This is a genomic window from Bradyrhizobium sp. S3.7.6, assembly GCF_054061875.1.
In genome coordinates this window covers 7031580-7047357 of sequence record NZ_JBSSEQ010000001.1, presented here as the reverse complement: position 1 = coordinate 7047357, position 15778 = coordinate 7031580, and the positions used below count along the sequence as shown (strand labels likewise).

The following is a 15778-nucleotide window of genomic DNA, read 5'->3' as shown; positions in this document are numbered from 1 at the left end:
AGCCCCACGTCGCTTCCGAATCATGACCGATTTGAATCCAGTTTTCGCAGGCTGTCGAGAGTCAACGAATCGTTAACGCGAATTTATTCTTATCCAACGCGCAGTTTGCGCATTTTGCGTCCGCAAACTTACGTGCGTGGCGAGTCCGAAACGAGAACGTGTGACTCCCCGCACATTTCGCGTCACGCCCGCGGTGGCTCGGCGTGGCTGATCACGCGCTTCACGCCCGGGAACGCGCGGCGCAGCGCGCGCTCGATCGCGTCGACATGCTCGTGCACCTTGATCACGCTCATCGAGGGCGTGGCACGGCAGTGGAAATTGACGATCTCGCCGGCGTCGGTGTTGCGGACACGCACATTGTGGATGTCGTAGATCTCGCCGCCGGCGGCATATTCCGTCAGGGCGGAGGCGATGGCCCGCACCCGTTCCGGCACGGCATCGACCCCGAACGGCAGTTCCGGTTCCAATGGTTCGATATGGACGTCCACCTCGACGTCGGCGCCGAACTCCTCCTGGATGCTGCGCTCCAGCGTGTTGGCGATGTCATGGGCGGCGTCGAGCTGCATCCCGGCGTCGACCTCGAGGTCGATGCCGACGATCAGCTTGGCGCCTAGGTCGTGCACCGTGACGTGGTGGATGGCGAGGCCGGAATTGTGTGCGATGACCATGATCCGGTCGCGCACGGTCTCGTTGTCGCGCGCGACGGGGACGGCGGTGAAGGTAAGGTCGGCGTCGCCGAATGCCTTGTCGACCGCCGCCTGCGCCTTGCGCTTGATCTCCTCGACGCGGTCGATCGGATAGGTTCGCGGCACCTTCGCGATGGTGTCGATGAACGTGGTCGCGCCCACCATGCGCAGCCGCAGCCGCTCGACGTCGATCACGCCGGGCACGCCAAGGATCGCGGCCGTGGCCTTCTCCTGCGCGCCCTCGGGGGCGCGATCGACCAGCGTCTGCACGGTCGAGCCGGCCATGCGCAGGCCGAGCAGGGCGATCATCACGGCGACGGCGGCGGCCGCCGCGGCGTCGCCCCACCAGAAGCCGAGGGCGGCCAGGATCAGGCCGATGATCACGGCGAACGAGCCGAGTACGTCGGAGGCGAAATGCAGCGCGTCCGCCGCGAGCGCCTGGCTGCGCGTTTCCCGTGCGGCGCGGTGCAGGGCGCGGGCACGCCACAAGTTCACGACGATGTCGATCACCAGCACCACGAACGGTACGGCCGAGATGGTCGGCGGCGGAGTTCCCTCGCGCAGGCGGCTGTAGGATTCGACCAGGATGCCCCCGGCCAGCACGTAGAGCAGGGCGGTGACACCGAGCGCGGAGATGCTCTCCAGCTTGCCGTGGCCGTAATGGTGCTCTTCGTCGGCCGGCTTGTCGGACACCCGCACCACCGCCCAGGTGATGATGGTCGCGACCAGGTCGATCGAGGAATGCAGGGCCTCGGAAATCAGCGCCAGCGAGCCGATCGCGATCCCGACCGCAAACTTGGCCGCTGCCATGCCGCCGCTGGCGAAGATCGAGATTGCGGCGACCGAGGTCTTGTTGTGCTGTGCGCTCATGGCCCGGGATTTAGCAGCCTAGGGCTGAACATCAAGCGACGATCCACAGCTGTAGTCGCGAGTGAGTTGCAGGAGCGAAACTATTGCGAATGCTTCCGAATTGAATGCTCGCTTATGCCACCGGCTCAGTCTCGTAGGGTGGGCAAAGGCGCGTAGCGCCGTGCCCACCAACGAGTGTCTCCTGATCAACCGCTGTGGTGGGCACGCTTCGCTTTGCCCACCCTACGAGACCGCGCGCTCGTCGCCCGGCCAGGGATCACAGCGTCACGACGATCTTCCCCAGATGCTTGTTCGCCTCCATGTGCTCGAACGCCTTGTCGATGTCGGCGAAGGCATAGACCTTGTCGATCGGCAGCTGCAGCTTGCGTGACTCGACCGCGCCCCAGATGTCCTTGCGGACCTCGTCGAAGATCTCGCGGACCTCCTCGATGGTGCGGGTGCGGAAGGTGACGCCGACATAGTCGATCCGGCGCGCGGCATGCAGGTCGAAGTTGAAGTCGGCATGGGTGCCGCCGAGCCGGCCGACATTGACGATGCGGCCCTTGACCTTGGTGGCGGCGAGGTTCTGGCTCGCGACCTTGCCCGAGACCTGGTCGACGATGAGGTCGACGCCTTCGCCGTTCGTCGCCTTCAGCACCTCGTCCACCCATTTGGGGTCGGAGGAGTCGACGGCGAGGTCGGCGCCATACTCCCTGAGCCGGCCGCGGCGATAGGGATCGGTCGACGAGCCGATCACGAGCTTGGCACCCTTGAGCCGCGCGATCTGCATCGCCATCAGGCCGACGCCGGAGCTCGCCCCCTGGATCAGCACGGCTTGCCCGGGCTGAACGCCGCCAACGGTGACGACCGCGTTGTGCATGGTCGCGAGCGCGACGGGCAGGGTGGCGGCTTCCTCGAAGTTCATGTTCGAGGGCGCGCGGAACAGCCGGCCGTGATCGGCCAGGGTGTATTCGGCGAACGCCGCGCCGCCCGAGCCCATGATGCGGTCGCCGACCTTCACGCCCTTGGCATCCGGTCCGAGCTCGGCGACCTCGCCGGCCCATTCCATGCCGAGCACGGTGCCGGCACCGCCGGCGGCGCCGTGGGCGTGGCCCTTGCGCATGCCGGTGTCGGCGCGGTTCAGCCCGCAGGCGCGGACGCGGACCAGCACCTGCGTGCCCTTAGGCTTTGGTTGAGCGACGTCGGAAATCTGAGCGCCGTCAGGGCCGTAGACATAAGCCTTCATGAATTACTCTCGCTTCTTGCAGTGATTATTCAGCGGCTTGTGCGCTCGGATGAGCGATCATGCCTTCGAGCCGGCTGCGAATGATGGCTTCGGCCTCGCGCACGATGCGGGAGATCAGCTCGGCGCAGCTCGGGATGTCCTGGATCAGGCCCTGCACCTGGCCCGCCGACCAGATGCCTTCGTCCGAATTGCCGGTCGCATAGACCATCTTACCACGGGCGCCCGCAACCAGCTCGCGGATGTCCTCGAACTTCGCACCTTCCTTCTCCATGGCGACGACCTTGGTCGAGATGTCGTTTTTGGCAACGCGCGAGGTGTTGCGCATGGTGCGGAAGATCAGCTCGGTCTCGCGCTCGTCATTGGCGACGATCTTCTCCTTGATGAGCTGGTGGATCGGGCTTTCCTTGGTAGCCATGAAGCGGGTGCCCATGTTGATGCCCTCGGCGCCGAGCGCCAGGGCGGCGACGAGGCCGCGGGCATCGGCAAAGCCGCCCGAGGCGATCATCGGGATCTTGATCTTGTTGGCGGCGGCCGGGATCAGGATCAGGCCGGGGGTGTCGTCCTCGCCGGGGTGGCCGGCGCATTCGAACCCGTCGATCGAGATGGCGTCGACGCCCATGCGCTCGGCCGAGAGCGCGTGGCGGACGCTGGTGCATTTGTGCACGATCTTGACGCCATGCCTCCTGAACTCGTCGACATGCTCCTGCGGCTTGTTGCCGGCGGTCTCGACCACGGTGATGCCGGCCTCGATGATGGCGGCGCGGTATTCGGCGTAGGGCGGCGGCTTGATCGCGGGCAGGATGGTGAGGTTGACGCCAAAGGGCTTGTCGGTGAGGTCGCGGCAGCGCGCGATCTCCTTGGTCAGGTCTTCCGGGGTCGGCTGGGTCAGCGCCGTGATGAAGCCGAGCGCGCCGGCGTTCGCGACCGCGGCGACCAGCTCGGCGCGTCCGACCCATTGCATGCCGCCCTGGACGATCGGGTGCTCGACGCCGACGAGCTTTGTGAACCGTGTCTGCAGCATGATCTGTTTCCCCCGCCTCGCGTGGCGCTCTGTTATCGGTTGATGGCGGCAGGATGCCGCCGGGGTCGGGAAATGTCTATTGCGCCGCCGTGCGGTGGGGGCGGGGCGATCATGCGAGGCGTGAGGGGATTCCGTGGGGCGGATAATTTTGGTGCGGGGCGCTTGGCGTATTCTCCTGCCGTCGTCCTGACGAAAAGGGGCGACGGCGGAGAGGTAGCAAAGGTGCTGCTCCAAGGGTGCCCGGAAGGCCGAGCGCCAACTGGATCCCGCGTCAACCTTGGCCACGAAGCCGCAGGAGTCGCGATGGAATATACTCGACGTCGATGCTGATGCCGTCTCCGCTCAGAGGGTTCGCGGTGTAGACGACGGAGACAGACAGTTCGAATTGGCTGACAATCGTCAAGATAGCGATGGTGAGCGCGGTGTCTCCGCTCGGGGTCGCGCCCAGCAGCATCTCTGCGATACGGCAGCAATCATCCATCGTCGCCCCCAACGGAGGAAGCTTGATGACCTCTACCTGACGTGCAGCGAACGTGGTCGGATCGGCGACGTCGGGTTCACGCGCGACAACAGCGCCCGAGTTGATCAAGGGCACGACGAACTTCAGAACCGGTGCCGTCACCAGGTTGAGATTTTGAATGTTGACCTCGGTCGCATACACGCCCGGCCGGGCGCCGGCGACACAACAGCAGCTTGCCTCGGATTGCTTGCCGCATACGATCTTCGCGCTGTATGCGAAGAGGCCCTCGGCTGCGGCCGGTATCGCGCCGAGCTTTTCGAGAAATGGATGCTTCAACCGGTCAGCACTTGAGCCCGTCTGATTGTTAGCCATCTCGACCTCCGTGAAGGTTGTGGAACGGATGAGCGGCACCTGGGCGCGTTGCTTATAGTCCTCGGTCTTGCCTCGATTGAGTTTTGATTACGCTACGCCAGACGCTTTCCCGCAGCGCCTGCTCACCACCTACAATAGCACTGTCGAGGAATGCTCGCCAATCATGTCAAAGGCGAATAACGGCTACTCCGCCGACAGCCGCACCATCTGGCGGCCGCCGTTCATTTCCTTGAGGCTGTTGACGAATTTTTCCGGGCGCTGCCAGCGGTAGGGGACCTGCAGGCCCATGAACTCGGCGATGTCGCCGATGAAGCCGGTGCAGTTGGTGGTCTCAGCGTTCCAGACCGGCGAGCTCGCCTGCAATTTCTTGATATAGGCGAAGACGCGCTTGGCGTCGGCTTCGCTCAGATAGACGCGGTAGTTCGCGGTCAGATAGTCCGGATCGAGATCGCCGTAGCTCGCGCCGGTTTCGGCTGGCACCCAGGTGAGGTGACCGAGCACATAAGCCCAGGTGTCGCCGGCGGGCGTGAGGCCCGCGACTTCGACGGCGCGCTCGCTGGTCTTGCCATACCAGACGAACGCATGGCCCCAGCTCGCCGCCGTCCGCGCGCGGAAGTCGACGTAGTAGGGACCTTTCTCTGCGCGCGCGACGGGGCGCCGCGTCGATTGCGGCGCCGGTCGTGATGCGGAGTCGGTCGTAGCAAGCGCATTGGCGTCGGCAACGCGCTTGTTCGCTTCGTGGGCCGAGGCCGAGGGGGTGGTGCAGGCGAGCATCGCCGCGAGAGCGAATCCCGCGAGGATGCAGGATCCCGATCGATCAGATGTGTTCGTCACGTTGTGCCCCTCGACTACCGGCCGCTTACGCAGATTTCTTGCGCGTATTTCCGTTGCGCGTCAGTAGCGCGCAGCGACCGGGCCGGGCGCCTTGCCGATCGGGGCCTTTCCAATCGGGCTCTTGCCAATCGGCATCTTGCCGATCGGCGCCTGCTCCGCAGGATAGACGGGAACGGGCTGGCGACGCGGCAGATCCGCAGCGTTCGCAGCCGTCACCAGAGCAAGCGTCGCACCCAGAGCAATTACAATTTTCTTCACAGTCATACCCCTAGAAGGTTTGGTCCAAACACGGCACGGCCGTGCCCCCAGACACGCCTCATAGAAGGCGGCCGAATGCGTCCAAGTTGCGGCACCCGCGGGACATGTTGGCGGCATTGATCGGGTGTACAGGGATGTGATGTGTCTGGATGTTTCGGGCTGCGCGGCCTGGTCGGTAGGATGGGTAGAGCGCAGCGAAACCCATCGGCCATCTGCGCGGGGAGCGATGATGGGTTTCGCTGCGCTCTACCCATCCTACGCTGCTGCTACGCGTCTCTCACCCGATCCTGTTCAAGCTGTTCCGGATCGTCGAGAAGATGCCGCCGATGTCCTTGCGCAAGGCATCGAGCGCGTTGAAATTGTCAAAGATGCGGGCGAGGCGGTCTTCGACCTCGCGCTTGCTCCTGGCGAGGGCATCGACGCGTGAGGCGAGGGTGACGTCGCCGTTCGCCTCGATCTCGCCGACGGTTTTCGCAAGAAGATCGCGGGTGGTGCCGACCTCCGCGATCAGGGCCTCGATGCCGAACACCGGCGCCTTCAGCGGAACGAGGTCGGCCTGCGACTTCGACAGCTCCGTCTTGAACGCGTTCAGCGTCGCCAGCGTCTCCTGCAACACGCCGAGGCGCTGGCGCGACTGGAGGACGAAATCGTTCAGCGCGTTCTGGCGGTCGACGAGGGTCTTGCCGTCGGGGTCGGTTTCGACGTCGGCGAGCGAGCGTTCGAGCAGGGCCTGGCGCTGGCCGAGCTCCTCGAAATCGAGCCGGATCGCTTTCAGGATGTTGAAGCTGTCGTCGATGCGGGCGAGGCGCTGCGCGATCTCGATCTTGTTCTTCGAGAGCGTCTCGACGCGAGTGTCGAGCGGCGCCTCGCCGCCGGTCTCGAGTTCGTCGATGCTCTTGGCCAGGCGGTCATGGCTGAGGCCGAGCTCGCCGATCAGGGCATTGATGCCGGCGTCCGACGAGCGCAGCGGGACCAGCTCGGCATGGGATTTCGCCAGATCTTCCTTGTACTGGCTGAGGGTCACGAAAGTGTCCTGGACCGCGTTCACCCGTGACAGCAGCGCCGATACGTCGCGCGCAACATCTTTCAGGCGGTCGGCGAGGTTGTTCTTGCGGTCGTCGGTCTCGAGGTCGAGCAGGGAGCGTTCGAGCTGGTTCTGGCGGTCGCGGATCTCGGTGAAAACAGGCTCGACCGCGCGCCGCTGATCGGCGACCTTTCCCACCATCTCTCGCACCCCCTGCTGGCGCCGGCGGATCTCGGCGAGCTGGTCGTGCATGTCGGTGGATTCGTTGCGGCCCTGCTGGAGCAGGGCGCGCTGCTCAGTCTCGCCGAGCTTGTCATGGAGGGCGGAGACGGCCTCGCGGGGATCGCTTTCGATCAGGTGCTGGACGGTGGCGTCGAGGTGGTTTTGCAGGGCGTGGGCGACGACGACATCCTCGCGGGTCTTCTTGAGGCGGTCGCGCAGGGTATTGAGGCGCCGGTCCTGACGCGAGAGCCGCCAGGCGGGGGCGCCGATCAGCGCCAGCCCGAGCGTCACGATCGCGCCGGTTGCGAGACGCTGCGGCATAGGCAGGTCCGCAAACAGGGCGGGCAAGTTCGCGACGTCATAACCAAACGCCTGCTGGGCGACGATCGCGATGGCGGCTAGCAGGACAAACCAGGCAACCACGAAAAACAGCCACATCGTGACTTCCCCACCCGGGACACATTCTCGCCATAGTTGCTATTGGAGAGCGGAACCGAGATCAAGGGGCGGGCGGGGTTGCCAGATGTTTCCGGTCGCGCGATCCACTGCTGGTTGCGTCAGTCGATTGGCGGAGAGCAGGGTGCCAGGTTTTCCCGGGGAGCGGGGCAAGGCCTGTAAGCCCGGATGGAGCAAAGCGCAATCCGCGGTCTGCGCGCGCAGAAACGCCCGTCCCGGATTAGGCTTCGCTCCATCCGGGCTACAGTGTTGAAATATAAATGTTATTTAGCTTGTTGGCGGCTGATCCCCCGATCTATCCCCCATCGATGGGCGCGGTGTGATCGACCCTGCCTTCATTCGGGCCTGCGCTGGTGCCGGCCGCGACAACCTTGGTCAAGCTAACGAAGCGTCAAATGGAGACCTAGAGGCCCTTGCGAAGATCAAGCATCGCGGCGTTGATGCCGAGAAGTTCAAACTTGGCGTTGTAGAGGACCTGCAGGAGTTCGAGCGACACCATTCCGCATTGCGCAACCGTCTTAAGTGCCACGTCGAGTTCGACGCCGTCAGAATGGAGCAGGATAGCGAGCATTATCCTCCGGCCGGGCTCCTTGATCATTTTGGTATTGCCGGTGACCGAGCGTTCGTTGGGATGTCCTCCCCAGTCAATCGTGCGCTGGTACAGCTCATCGAAGCGCTGACCTGCGTGCTGATTTGCTGCAACGACGGACGCGGTGACGGTGACGTGCTGGAATGCTTTCTTTGAGGCCCTCAGTCCAGCTTCGTTTTGATGCCGGTTGAGCCATACGGTTGCCAGCGACGGATCGCTGCGGATATGAACCGCATATGCAGCGTTCTCAAGCATGCCGCGACACTGCCGGTAGCACTCAACGGCCTGCCCCGCCATCGCCTCACTGGCAGCGGCGCGAAAGGCAGCGAGGCAACGCAAAAACAGCATCGCCTCAACCTCGCAAGGTGGGTTCAGCCAGTTTTTAGAGGCCCTAACGAAAAGCTCGTCGATAGCCACCAGCCGACTTACCGCCTGCTTCTTGTGGTGAAAGGTCGCGTACTGGTTCTCATGGATGGCTTGCAGAAACTTGGTGAGTTCGTCAGTTCCCCAGCCGGGAGGAGGGATTTGGCTTCGCTGCTTTCCATCATCATTGGCCATGTATTCTACTCTCGTAAAAAGCACGCCCTACAACCAGCGCGCCATGACTTGCAAGGGCTTGCTGCGCGTCGTTTGCGATCTTCAAAATTCCCCAGACGTGTAACTCGGCATACTCATCCTCGACGGCAGTAACCACGTCATCGTCCTGATACAGAGCGCCTTGCTTTCGCCGTTCCAGATCGTTGTCACGGATCAGCGCCAACAAATGACCTTCGTCGCTTTCATTGAATGCTTTAGTCACCGCGTCGAAGTCGATCGCTTTCCAATCGATACCGTTCGGAAACATCCGGACCGTCAACGCACCTAAGAGTAAGGACGCCACAGCGGTTTGCTTGCGGATATGAAGCGACTGCCGTTCCTTAGCCTTCGCGAGTGGCCTTTCCGCCTCCCAGCTCTTGAGCAAAACCTTCCCGATCTCCTCAACGCCGAGCACTGCCAATGCAAATGCACTCGCATAGCGATTGTGACTGACCAGCAGCCGTGCGTCATTGAGCAGGCGCGTTGCGTTGCCGAGAATTAAGCTAAGTTGCTTCCTGTCCGGCATAGACTTCCGTTCAACCAAACAGCCAAAAAATTAAAGGAAGCCACAACAAAGCTGGAAAGCCCAACACTGTGGCGAACGTCCCTACATTCACCAAACCGTCCAGTCTTGGGTCGGACAACCATTCCCACGGCTTAGCCTTACGCGGTACAGTCAACTGATTTGCAGAAGGCGCTTGGTGCAGACGCCAAACAGCGACCCGAAAGCTCGCCGCCGCCCACAATGCGCGGGTGCACACGTAGGTCCACCACGCGGCGAAAGCGCACAGTGGCACTGTGAACCACGGGCTAGTACCACGCGCAATCAGGAACGTCGCGAGAGCCGCGAGCGCGGCACAGCAGGTGAGCCGCGACCATTTCATAGAGCGTGCTGCTTTGTGGTCACGAGAAGCGCGGTGACCATTCCCACGACGACCCAGTACGGCCCGGCGAGGTGAAGGCCGACGACCGAGAGGCTAAACCCGGACCAAAACATGAGGCCGAACGCGGCGATCACCAGCACAAGCGCAATTGCTCCGATGACGCCCAACTCCAGTGCGCTGGACTTCTTCTCCCGCCGAGCGAGAAACGATCCAAAGAAAGTTGCCGTCCCGAAGAAGCCCAACGCGGACGCCGCCAATGCGCTGACACCAACTGACAGAGATGACCCTAACATCACCTGCCCAGCGGTCAGGATCGAGACTAGGCAATAGACCAGCGTCAAAAGTCCCCGCATCGTCGGCCCCCACAGTTCGGCGATGATTTGAGGATGGTCGAAGATCGCGCGGGACGCAACCTCAGAGATAGCGCTACGTCCAAAGCCTATCGGATCACTCGGTGATCACAGCAGACCTTTCACCCTTTCTTACTAGGCGGTTCGGCTGCTTTCAGCGGGGCGTCGATGGTGGTGGCGGGAATTTATTTGACGAGGGGCTAGTCATCTGGAACGCAAGTTCGCCACATTAGTTGATAGCTCGAATCTCTACAGAGGAGAGAGCTCGTGGCGAATGCAGGTGAACGAGGCCGGCCGATCGCGCCGTTGGTGCTTAGTCCGCAGGAGCGGGCGTACTTGGAGAGGCAAGTTCGTCGTCATCGCGTTGCCCGATCGCTATCTGAGCGCTGCCGCGCGATCCTGCGGTGTGCGGATGGCTTGCCAAGCAAGTCCGTGGCTGCCGAACTCGGCCTCCACGAACACACCGTTGGCAAGTGGCGTCGCCGATTTTTGAAGGATCGCTGTGATGGCCTGCTTGACGAGGCCCGCCCTGGCCGCCCTCGAACCATCAACGACGATCAGGTTGCTGAGGTAATTGAGCGGACATTGCGTACAACGCCACCCGACGCGACGCACTGGTCGATCCGCTCAATGGCTGGGGAAACTGGCTTTTCCCACACCACGATCCGCCGAATGTGGATGGCGTTCGGCCTGCAGCCGCACCGCAGCCAGACATTCAAGCTGTCGAGCGACCCGCTGTTCGTCGACAAGGTCCGCGATATCGTCGGCCTTTACCTGTCCCCACCGAACCGAGCCCTTGTCCTCAGTATCGATGAGAAAAGCCAGATCCAGGCCCTGGATCGCGAGCAGCCGGTCCTGCCGATGATGCCGGGCGTACCGGAACGGCGCACGCACAGTTATGTGCGGCATGGTACGACCTCGCTGTTTGCCGCGCTCGATGTCGCCTCGGGGTTCGTCATCGGCAAATGCTATAAGCGGCACCGGGCAGTCGAGTTCTTGAAGTTTTTAAAAGGGATCGATGCTCAAGTTCCTGAAGGCCTCGATGTCCATCTCGTCATGGACAACTACGCCACCCACAAAACACCTAAGATCAAAGCGTGGCTCGCCCGTCGGCCGCACTATCATGTCCACTTCACGCCGACTTCCGCGTCATGGATCAATCAGGTCGAGCGCTGGTTCGCTGAACTCACCAGAAAACAGATCCAGCGAGGTGTTCACACCTCCGTCAGGCAGCTCGAGGCCGACATCCGTACCTTCATCGACCTGCACAACAGAAAACCGAAGCCATTCAAATGGACCAAGTCCGCAGACCAGATTTTGGCTTCCGTCAAACGCTTCTGCTATAAAGCTCAGCGGACTTTATGTGGCGAACTTTAGATTCACGTGACTAGCTTGGAATGGCGTGATCGGCAATGGTCGCTTGCCTTGCAGTAACTCCAATGCGAAATGCCGCATGGCATTCTGTTCGGTTTCGATGTTGACCCATCCCTGAGGAGCGTAAGAGTATTTCGCAAGCTCGCGCTTATCAAATGTGAAGCCCAGATGCTTCCCAATCTCAAACATCATCTCGTTGAATGCGTCGTCGCGCTCGTTAACGAAATGGCGAATAGCTTCGTCTGTTGATCCCGGCGGCAAGGCCGGACTTCCTAGGTTATCGATGTATTTCTTATAAGCGGTGATTACGCTGTTATCCTCGTGAAATTCGGTCTGGATCACATTGAGCGCTGTGACATGATCGGGCGAGAGCGTGACCCGCCGCGTCCTCATGAGCGCGTGGAACGTATCGTATTCTGCGGCGCTTTTCCCGCCTTTCCTCAAAGCGAAGCGTAATTTGGACGGCCACGATTGGACCGACGACAATGCGCTGTCCGCCACGCCCACCAGCCACCCTGCCAATAGCGCAGCGTCAAAGCATCAGCGTCGCTATCGTGCAGGCAGCAGTATTCGACAAACTTGTGCGCGACCGCCATCGGGTTGTTTGGCGACGGCAGCTCGGTCGGCGGCTTCGGCTTGCGCTTGTTTTTGCCGTGCACCTTGTCGTGCCGCTCGCGAACCGCGTCGGCTCCCTTGGCGCGGAGCGTGTCGTTGACATCCTGTTTCATCGGTCGAGCCCCTCGATTATGGCCTCGATGCCGCGCTCGCGGAGCCGGCTGGCGAGCCGGGTGGCCGCGCGTTCGCCTTGGTGATCGGCGTCGGCGTCGGCGAAGATGGTGACGGCATCGATGTAGCCGGGCACGGCCTCGCCCAGCTTGCCGAGATGCGGCGCCGATCCTGCGGCCCACGCGCCGAGCCCCAGCGCCTGATGCACCGTCAGCGCGTCCTCGATGCCTTCAGTGATGGCGAGGCCAAGCAGATCGGTCGGCGTCGCGAGCACGATGGGTCTGCCGATCTTTTCGGTTTTACCACCGCGTTGAATTTCGACGCTCGGGCTTCCGATGATCAGCTTGCTGCTGTCGGGCTTCTCGACCTCGGCCTTCCCGCTGCCGTCCGGCTTTAGCAGCGTTAGGTGGACGGCGAGCAGCTCGCGCGGCGCCAAGATGATGCCGGGCTCGACCTCGTCGCAGAGCCCGAACGCTGCGATCATCGCCGGCCGGTGTTCGGGCCTTGCCGGCGGCAGAAAGCCAATCGTCGGCGGCAACGGACAGGCGATGCCACGGACCTCGCGCAGATAGGTCTCGGCAATGGTGCCGGTGATCGGCTTCCGACGCGACCAGAGCCATGCCGCCTTTTGGTGCTGCCGGCGGTCATGGTCGGCTATCTCCGTCCTGGCTGGTCGGGCTCCGCCCGAGCAGCCAGGACAACTGGCGGAGCCTGTACCCTTCATGGAGCCGCCGGTCAGGACCTCGACGGCCTCGATGAAGCTGGAACTGTCGAGCCACATCACGAGCGAGATTGCGTTCCCCTTTCCGCCGCAGCCTCGACAATTGAAGACGTTCTTGGCGACGCTGATCGCGAACCTGTCCCGACCGCCGCACAGCGGACAACCGCCGACCAGTTCACCGCCGGCCTTTCTCAGGACCAGCCCGCGCGCGACCGCAACGGCGGCGACGCTGACAGCCTGCGCTCGCTCGATGTTGGTGGGGTCGATGCGGCGGCTGGATGGCTTGGTCATCGGCGCGGATCTTTGATCAAGAGAAAAAAAGGCGTCGCCTCGGCGTGAGGACGACGCCAAGGTTGTTACTCCGCCGCTGCGAGCTCTGGCGCGGTGATCCGGTCGAGAGCCCGCATGACGCGATCCGGACCGATCTTTTTGACGATCCGCTCAATATCGGCATCGGTGGCCGGCCGACGGTGCCGGTTGTGGATGGCGGACAGCGAGGTCCAGCCATACGCAAGCCGCTGGCGCTCTTCATCAGAGGCCGTTGCGACCGTGCCGATGTACGATGGCGCCACCTTCGCCACCGCTGCGGCCTGCGCTCGGGTGAGGTTGTAGAGACGCGCACCGTGTTGAAGATCGAACGCCAGTAGTGCGCGTTTCTCGGCGCTCAGGTTTCGGAGACGGCTGAGCTTGCGGCCGTCGTACTGGTGGGCGGTGGGCGCGGTTGCGCCGGCGCTGGTGGGGCTATATAAATCCATCGTGGAAGTCTCCATGGTTGGTTTTGACCGGGTGCCCCTGCGTTTTTTCAAGGGCGATGGGACACCCGGTTCTCCTCAGCAGTTGTGATCTGTTCCGCGCATGAGGCCGCCGAAGAGAACATCGCCTGCGCGCGGCAAGCCTGTTAAGCCTCCGCCCCACTGCGCTTCGGCGTCATCCGCCGCTTAATGAGACGGCGCTCTCGCTGGACGCGCAATTGCTGACGGCGCTGCGGGGCCTTGGCGTCGCGCTCCCCGATCCGCGCTTGCAGCCAAGCCTCGACCTCGTGCAACAACCAGCGCGCATGCCGCCGCGCTCGACCCGGCTCGCTGAACGACACGGGCAAAGGGAATGTTGGGTCTTCGTAGATCGCCGACTTCGAGCGACTGGTCATTTCCATGACCCGCGCCAGATCGATGAAGACAGGCGGCGGAAGATCGTAGTCGTGGGACTTTGTCATAGGGCGGGCTCCGCATACCAATTGCGGACAACGATGCGCGTGTTTTTTCGCGCGGTCACGACCCATAGAAGTAGGGAGGGGGTTTTGTCGTCTAGCGACAAAAGTACGTGTTACTTTTGTCGCTTCTGTTTTTGATGGCGCTCGTAGGCCTTGGCGACTGCATCCAACTTCTTATGTTCAGCCTTGGCGACGAGGCGCTTTGCTCTGGCGAGGCTCCCGCAGGCTTCGTACAGCGTCGCGACAAACGCTCCGGTATTTTCCCTCGGACGATGGTTTGGTCGCTTTGCTGTTTCACCCTCCAGTAATTCCTGCAGCCGCGACAGTAGCTCGCGCAGAATTTCCGGGCTCGGAGGTGGATACTCGTCGGGATGCTCAAGCAGCTCCCCGACGATGATCAGCATCGTGCGGTCATCCATGACCGGCACCACGCAACGCGACAACCTTTGAACGGCCCGCCGTCGCGGTCGGCGTCGCGCAATGCGTCGCCCATTGCTCCATGATGCGGCGGCGCTTCTCGATCAAGTCCGTTCGCGCATAGGCCTGCTCGGTGGCATCGCCAATGTCATGTGCCAGCGCGACTTCCAGCAGTTCGCGCGGCGCGTTGGTTCTCTCGCTACCCCACGTCCTAAACGCGCTGCGGAAGCCGTGAACAGTGAAGCCGTCCCCACCGTGACGGTGCAGCGCCTTGCGCAAGCTCATCGCGACGATGGGCTTGGCGTTGCCGTTGATGGTGAACAGGTGATCGCCCTCGCGCGGCAGCCGCTCGATCAGCTTCAGCGCTTCCTTGCTCAGCGGGACGCGATGCTCTTTCCCTCTCTTCATCCTGCTCGGCGGAACGATCCAGACGCCAGTCTTGCGATCAAGCTCGTCCCATCGCGCGCCTCTCGCTTCCTGCGAGCGCACCGCCGTCAGGATCGTGAAGGCGAGGCACAGCTCAGGGATGGCGTCGGTGGCGACTAGCTTGGCGCACAAGCCCGGCACCGCGTCGTAGGCCAACGCCGCATGATGCACGACCGGCTTCAACACGCGCGGGTGCGACAGCAACTTGTCGAAATGGTTCTTCCATCGTGTCGGGTTCGGTCCCGGCTTGCGGAAGCCCCGCACCTCGGCAAAGCCCAGCACCTCGCCGATGCGGCGGCGAACGCGATCCATGGTCTGCGGCGCACGCTTCCATTCCGGCTCGATCACCTTGACGACCATCGCGGTGTCGATGTCGTTGACGTTCAGGTCGAACAGCGGCTTGGCGTAGGTCTTCATGCTGTTCTGCCACTGCGTCAGGTGCTTCTGCCGCCAGCGATCACCATGGCTGTCGAGCAACTGGTCCAGCACCTGCTTGAAGGTGGCGGTGTGCAGCTCGGCGACACGGGCGGCCATGCGCTCGGCATCGCGGTGGGTCATCGGGTCGATCCCGGCAGCAAGCAGCTTGCGCGCGTCATTGGCTTTGGCGCGGGCCTCCGCGAGCGAGACGACCCGCGCGGAACCGAGACCCATGACCCGCTCGCGCTTGTCGATCTGGTATCGATACAGCCAAGCCTTGTTGACGACGCCCTTGGTCTTGGTCGGCGCGGCGCTCAGCATCAGCCCGCCGCCGTCGTAGTGTTTGCCCGGCGTCTTCAAGCCGCGCACGAAGCTCGCGCTGAGCCGGTCCCATGTCCGCATTTTCGATGCCCCGATCTATCCCCCGGTCCGGCACCCGGACCAAGCGGACTTCTGCGGATAAGGTAAGCATCGGCGGACAGCTTGGATAGGCCAGAAAGGCCTATTTTATAAGGGTTTTTTGGACTATGCGGACTTCGGCGGACCTCCACGGAAGTGGGGTAGCCCGGACGCTCCATCCGGGCTACGGCACTGCGTGGGCCCCTTTCGGGGAGGCTAGCAGCAGGCGTCGGCGCGAGCCGGCGAGCCTCGGGCTATCAT

Annotated in this window: 18 protein-coding genes; 1 reads left to right on the top strand and 17 read right to left on the bottom strand. The window is 62.8% G+C overall.

Translation table 11 applies throughout. The annotated features are described in order from the left end of the window. Nucleotides 1-182: 182 nt before the first annotated feature. The 10 genes from ACVJ5M_RS34400 to ACVJ5M_RS34355 all read right to left on the bottom strand — a co-directional run bounded on the left by ACVJ5M_RS34400 (nt 183) and on the right by ACVJ5M_RS34355 (nt 9818). Nucleotides 183-1556 carry a cation-efflux pump gene (locus ACVJ5M_RS34400; protein ID WP_063984536.1) on the bottom strand — a complete coding sequence of 458 codons (1374 nt, stop codon included), beginning with the start codon at nt 1554-1556 and terminating at the stop codon, nt 183-185. A 256-nt stretch (nt 1557-1812) separates the two neighbouring features. Continuing rightward, a complete protein-coding gene (locus ACVJ5M_RS34395) occupies nt 1813-2781 on the bottom strand; it encodes a quinone oxidoreductase family protein (RefSeq protein WP_063984535.1) in 969 nt (322 codons plus the stop codon). A 25-nt stretch (nt 2782-2806) separates the two neighbouring features. Then, on the bottom strand, nt 2807-3802 hold the full coding sequence (locus ACVJ5M_RS34390; RefSeq protein WP_063984534.1) for an NAD(P)H-dependent flavin oxidoreductase: 996 nt from the start codon (nt 3800-3802) through the stop codon (nt 2807-2809). A gap of 271 nt (nt 3803-4073) precedes the next feature. Continuing rightward, complete coding sequence (locus ACVJ5M_RS34385) at nt 4074-4634, bottom strand: hypothetical protein (RefSeq protein WP_187387764.1); 561 nt, start codon at nt 4632-4634, stop codon at nt 4074-4076. 183 nt (nt 4635-4817) lie between these two features. After that, a complete protein-coding gene (locus ACVJ5M_RS34380) occupies nt 4818-5468 on the bottom strand; it encodes a hypothetical protein (RefSeq protein ID WP_063984532.1) in 651 nt (216 codons plus the stop codon). A gap of 60 nt (nt 5469-5528) precedes the next feature. Beyond that, nucleotides 5529-5732, bottom strand: a complete 204-nt coding sequence (locus ACVJ5M_RS34375; protein ID WP_063984531.1) for a hypothetical protein — start codon at nt 5730-5732, stop codon at nt 5529-5531. Nucleotides 5733-6003: 271 nt separating this feature from the next. Then, a complete protein-coding gene (locus tag ACVJ5M_RS34370) occupies nt 6004-7410 on the bottom strand; it encodes a hypothetical protein (protein WP_354099358.1) in 1407 nt (468 codons plus the stop codon). 421 nt (nt 7411-7831) lie between these two features. Next, the gene (locus ACVJ5M_RS34365) at nt 7832-8575 is read right to left on the bottom strand and encodes a hypothetical protein (protein WP_456679586.1); all 744 of its coding nucleotides are present in this window, start codon (nt 8573-8575) and stop codon (nt 7832-7834) included. Further along, nucleotides 8565-9119: an AbiV family abortive infection protein gene (locus ACVJ5M_RS34360; protein WP_456679585.1), complete on the bottom strand. Its 555-nt coding sequence runs from the start codon at nt 9117-9119 to the stop codon at nt 8565-8567. The genes ACVJ5M_RS34365 and ACVJ5M_RS34360 overlap by 11 nt, the downstream gene beginning before the upstream one ends. A gap of 354 nt (nt 9120-9473) precedes the next feature. Further along, nucleotides 9474-9818: a hypothetical protein gene (locus ACVJ5M_RS34355; RefSeq protein WP_456679584.1), complete on the bottom strand. Its 345-nt coding sequence runs from the start codon at nt 9816-9818 to the stop codon at nt 9474-9476. A 276-nt stretch (nt 9819-10094) separates the two neighbouring features. On the opposite strand from ACVJ5M_RS34355, the gene ACVJ5M_RS34350 reads away from it, so the two are divergent. Further along, nucleotides 10095-11204, top strand: a complete 1110-nt coding sequence (locus ACVJ5M_RS34350) for an IS630 family transposase (RefSeq protein WP_135216181.1) — start codon at nt 10095-10097, stop codon at nt 11202-11204. Here the strand turns inward: ACVJ5M_RS34350 and ACVJ5M_RS34345 are convergent. From ACVJ5M_RS34345 to ACVJ5M_RS34315, 7 genes are all read right to left on the bottom strand, one after another. Then, nucleotides 11187-11708, bottom strand: coding sequence for a DUF6680 family protein (locus tag ACVJ5M_RS34345; protein WP_456679583.1), 522 nt, complete (start codon nt 11706-11708; stop codon nt 11187-11189). The two genes, ACVJ5M_RS34350 and ACVJ5M_RS34345, sit on opposite strands and share 18 nt — an antisense overlap. Further along, complete coding sequence (locus ACVJ5M_RS34340) at nt 11642-11929, bottom strand: hypothetical protein (protein WP_456679582.1); 288 nt, start codon at nt 11927-11929, stop codon at nt 11642-11644. The genes ACVJ5M_RS34345 and ACVJ5M_RS34340 overlap by 67 nt, the downstream gene beginning before the upstream one ends. Then, nucleotides 11926-12939 (bottom strand): DUF7146 domain-containing protein, encoded by a 1014-nt coding sequence (locus ACVJ5M_RS34335; RefSeq protein WP_456679581.1) that lies wholly within the window; start codon nt 12937-12939, stop codon nt 11926-11928. The genes ACVJ5M_RS34340 and ACVJ5M_RS34335 overlap by 4 nt, the downstream gene beginning before the upstream one ends. A gap of 65 nt (nt 12940-13004) precedes the next feature. After that, the gene (locus ACVJ5M_RS34330) at nt 13005-13418 is read right to left on the bottom strand and encodes a hypothetical protein (protein WP_456679580.1); all 414 of its coding nucleotides are present in this window, start codon (nt 13416-13418) and stop codon (nt 13005-13007) included. Between the two features lie 128 nt (nt 13419-13546). Continuing rightward, a complete protein-coding gene (locus ACVJ5M_RS34325; protein ID WP_456679579.1) occupies nt 13547-13861 on the bottom strand; it encodes a helix-turn-helix transcriptional regulator in 315 nt (104 codons plus the stop codon). Nucleotides 13862-13971: 110 nt separating this feature from the next. Continuing rightward, on the bottom strand, nt 13972-14277 hold the full coding sequence (locus ACVJ5M_RS34320) for a hypothetical protein (RefSeq protein ID WP_456679578.1): 306 nt from the start codon (nt 14275-14277) through the stop codon (nt 13972-13974). Continuing rightward, nucleotides 14270-15520 carry a tyrosine-type recombinase/integrase gene (locus tag ACVJ5M_RS34315; protein WP_456679577.1) on the bottom strand — a complete coding sequence of 417 codons (1251 nt, stop codon included), beginning with the start codon at nt 15518-15520 and terminating at the stop codon, nt 14270-14272. The genes ACVJ5M_RS34320 and ACVJ5M_RS34315 overlap by 8 nt, the downstream gene beginning before the upstream one ends. Nucleotides 15521-15778: the final 258 nt, after the last annotated feature.

Coding starts and splice junctions, on each gene's coding strand:
- ACVJ5M_RS34400 (WP_063984536.1), bottom strand. CDS start 1,556: ATGAGCGCACAGCACAACAAGACCTCGGTCGCCGCAATCTCGATCTTC.
- ACVJ5M_RS34395 (WP_063984535.1), bottom strand. CDS start 2,781: ATGAAGGCTTATGTCTACGGCCCTGACGGCGCTCAGATTTCCGACGTC.
- ACVJ5M_RS34390 (WP_063984534.1), bottom strand. CDS start 3,802: ATGCTGCAGACACGGTTCACAAAGCTCGTCGGCGTCGAGCACCCGATC.
- ACVJ5M_RS34385 (WP_187387764.1), bottom strand. CDS start 4,634: ATGGCTAACAATCAGACGGGCTCAAGTGCTGACCGGTTGAAGCATCCA.
- ACVJ5M_RS34375 (WP_063984531.1), bottom strand. CDS start 5,732: ATGACTGTGAAGAAAATTGTAATTGCTCTGGGTGCGACGCTTGCTCTG.
- ACVJ5M_RS34370 (WP_354099358.1), bottom strand. CDS start 7,410: ATGTGGCTGTTTTTCGTGGTTGCCTGGTTTGTCCTGCTAGCCGCCATC.
- ACVJ5M_RS34365 (WP_456679586.1), bottom strand. CDS start 8,575: ATGGCCAATGATGATGGAAAGCAGCGAAGCCAAATCCCTCCTCCCGGC.
- ACVJ5M_RS34360 (WP_456679585.1), bottom strand. CDS start 9,119: ATGCCGGACAGGAAGCAACTTAGCTTAATTCTCGGCAACGCAACGCGC.
- ACVJ5M_RS34340 (WP_456679582.1), bottom strand. CDS start 11,929: ATGAAACAGGATGTCAACGACACGCTCCGCGCCAAGGGAGCCGACGCG.
- ACVJ5M_RS34335 (WP_456679581.1), bottom strand. CDS start 12,939: ATGACCAAGCCATCCAGCCGCCGCATCGACCCCACCAACATCGAGCGA.
- ACVJ5M_RS34330 (WP_456679580.1), bottom strand. CDS start 13,418: ATGGAGACTTCCACGATGGATTTATATAGCCCCACCAGCGCCGGCGCA.
- ACVJ5M_RS34325 (WP_456679579.1), bottom strand. CDS start 13,861: ATGACAAAGTCCCACGACTACGATCTTCCGCCGCCTGTCTTCATCGAT.
- ACVJ5M_RS34320 (WP_456679578.1), bottom strand. CDS start 14,277: ATGGATGACCGCACGATGCTGATCATCGTCGGGGAGCTGCTTGAGCAT.
- ACVJ5M_RS34315 (WP_456679577.1), bottom strand. CDS start 15,520: ATGCGGACATGGGACCGGCTCAGCGCGAGCTTCGTGCGCGGCTTGAAG.